This is a genomic window from Candidatus Binatia bacterium (assembly GCA_036382395.1).
Taxonomy (GTDB): domain Bacteria; phylum Desulfobacterota; class Binatia; order HRBIN30; family HRBIN30; genus JAGDMS01.
In genome coordinates this window covers 1-2,269 of sequence record DASVHW010000069.1, presented here as the reverse complement: position 1 = coordinate 2,269, position 2,269 = coordinate 1, and the positions used below count along the sequence as shown (strand labels likewise).

Sequence of the window (2,269 nt, the reverse complement as noted above, 5' to 3'; positions counted from 1 at the left end):
GTGAGGCATGGCGTTTGGAGAATAAGAGTGGGAGCCGTACCTTGTGCACGCGAGACGCCCAGAGGGTGTTCGCCACGCTGCGTCGCAAGCAGCCGCACGAAAGGAGGCTCCCATGAGAAGGTTAGTCCTGAAGGAGGGTCGCAATCAATGCCCACCCCAGCCGGGCCAGGTGGTGATCATCGGCGTCGATCTGTCGCGCTCGAAGTGGGTGTATGCCTGCCGCTGGGGCGGACAGGAACGCCGCCGGTTCGGCAGCGCCGGCGAGCTCAAGCATTTGCAAGCCGTGGTGCGGGAGTACCAGGACCGCGGCTGCGAGGTGCACGTCGTCTACGAGGCGTGTGGGTTTGGCTACGAGATCGCGTGGTGGGTGGAGGAGCGAAACGCGCGTGTGATCGTCGTGCCGCCGAGTACCGTGGAGCGCGCGCCGGGCGCCCAAGTGAAGACCGATGGGCTGGATGCGGGCAGCCTGGCGTTGAAGTACGAGAAGGGAGTGCTCAAGAGCATCTACGTTCCGAGTCGCGAACAGCACGAGTACCGGCAGCTGTCGCGCACCTATGGACAGGTCCTCAAGGACCGCCGCCGCCAGCAGGTTCGGGTGCGGATGTTGCTGCAGGAACACGGGTACACGCCCCCCGTGCGCGGCACGGGGTGGTGTGCGCTGGAGCGGTGGTTGCAGGCGCAGCAGCTACCGACGCCGGTGGCCGTGTGCATCGAGGAGTTGGTGGCGCTGCGCACCGCGGCCGGCGCCAGCGCGCGGCGCTTGGCCAAGGAACTGCGCGCGGTGGCGCGCTTGCCGCAGTATGCGCCGCTGGTCAAAGCGCTCGCGCAGCAGTCGGGAGTGGGGGCATTTACCGCCGTGCGCTTTGCCTTGGAGATTGGCGCTATCCAGCGGTTTGCGACGGCCGACTCGCTGCCCAACTATCTCGGCCTGACGCCGCGGGAGTACAGTTCGGGAGAGCTGGTGCACCGCGGCCCCGTACGCAAGTGCGGGCCGGGGGCGTTGCGCGCGTGGCTGGTGCAGTGTGCCTGGGTAGCAGTGCAGCGCCGCAAGGACCTGGCGCTGGTCGAATGCTTCGAGCGTCTGGAGCAACGGGTCGGACGCAAGAAGGCCATCGTCGCCGTGGCGCGCAGACTGGCGTTGCGGCTGCGGGCCCGCTGGCTGGAGTTCGAGCAGAAGACCATCGCGCAAGCCGCCTGACACTCTCGCGGACAAACCGTTGCGATGCCCGGTGTCCGACGCACCATGGGTCCCCTTCGAGTGCCTGCGTGCCGCCCCTGTTGTTGCGCCTGCGGGTGCCAACGACCAAAAGTGTTGCAGCGCTCGATCCTGTATGGACAACGAATGATAATTTGGTGACCGTCCCTTCGAGGACGCGCACGAATAGGAGAATCGCTGGTCGTCAGAATATTCTGGGCAGGAAAGGTGTGCACGTACGACCCCACTTGACAAGTGACGTCATAGGGGAAGGGCGCCTACTCGGGACGAACGGAAGATGTCACCGTATTATGCGAGATCCAGTAACATATCAGCCGCCGTCGCTTGCACTTTCGTCTCGCAACCTCTGTTCCTCTACCACGCCGTGCTCGACGCAGCCAAACCGGCGGCTCGATGTGTACTGCCTCATCGAGCGCAAACGGTCGGGAGTGACCCGCGCGCGGCTGCATGCGGAGTATCTGCAGCAGTGCCCTAGCGGGCCGGAGTCAGAAGTCCACGATGACCGCGGTCATTGGCCAGCGCCTACAGTCCTCCAGCGAGCGGCGGGAACAGGTCGATCTCCTGGGCGTCGTGCAGTGTCGATGTCGGTTCGAGCTGGCTGCTGCCGGAGACGATGATCCGGGCGTGTCCGGGCGGAATTCCGAGGCGGCTGATCACGTCGGCAACCGTCGCCCCCTCGTGCAAATCGAGGACGGCGGAGTTGCCGGCGCCTGCGGGCAGGAAGCGGCGCAGAATGGCGTGGGGTGTGACCGTTACGCGCATAGTGCCTCCGGCGGCCTCACCCGCGGTGCGCCGCCGCCTGCACCAGCGTTGCATACGTGGAGCGCGGCAGCCGGTGCGCCGCAAACTCTTGCCACTTCGTGCGGCGCTTGATCATGCCGTGGATCACGCCCATTTCGGCGACACCGTTCTCGTCACCGAGATACATGGCCCCGACGATGCCGCCGTCACGATCGACGACGACCTTGCGGTACAAACTTGCATGCCGGCCGCCAAGGAGTTTGACGTCGTCGGTCGGGCCCTCACGAAAACGTCCCAACTCGGCCAGCGTGA

3 protein-coding genes are annotated in these 2,269 nt (G+C 65.6%); 1 reads left to right on the top strand and 2 read right to left on the bottom strand.

What is annotated here, in order from left to right:
- The first annotated feature begins 112 nt into the window (after positions 1 to 112).
- Positions 113 to 1,198 carry an IS110 family transposase gene (locus VF515_03805; protein ID HEX7406759.1) on the top strand — a complete coding sequence of 362 codons (1,086 nt, stop codon included), beginning with the start codon at positions 113 to 115 and terminating at the stop codon, positions 1,196 to 1,198.
- Positions 1,199 to 1,738: 540 nt separating this feature from the next.
- On the opposite strand, the gene VF515_03800 is transcribed toward VF515_03805, so the two are convergent.
- Both VF515_03800 and VF515_03795 read right to left on the bottom strand, forming a co-directional pair.
- A complete protein-coding gene (locus VF515_03800; GenBank protein ID HEX7406758.1) occupies positions 1,739 to 1,978 on the bottom strand; it encodes a MoaD/ThiS family protein in 240 nt (79 codons plus the stop codon).
- Between the two features lie 16 nt (positions 1,979 to 1,994).
- On the bottom strand, positions 1,995 to 2,269 hold a 275-nt coding region (locus VF515_03795), incomplete at its 5' end, for a hypothetical protein (protein ID HEX7406757.1).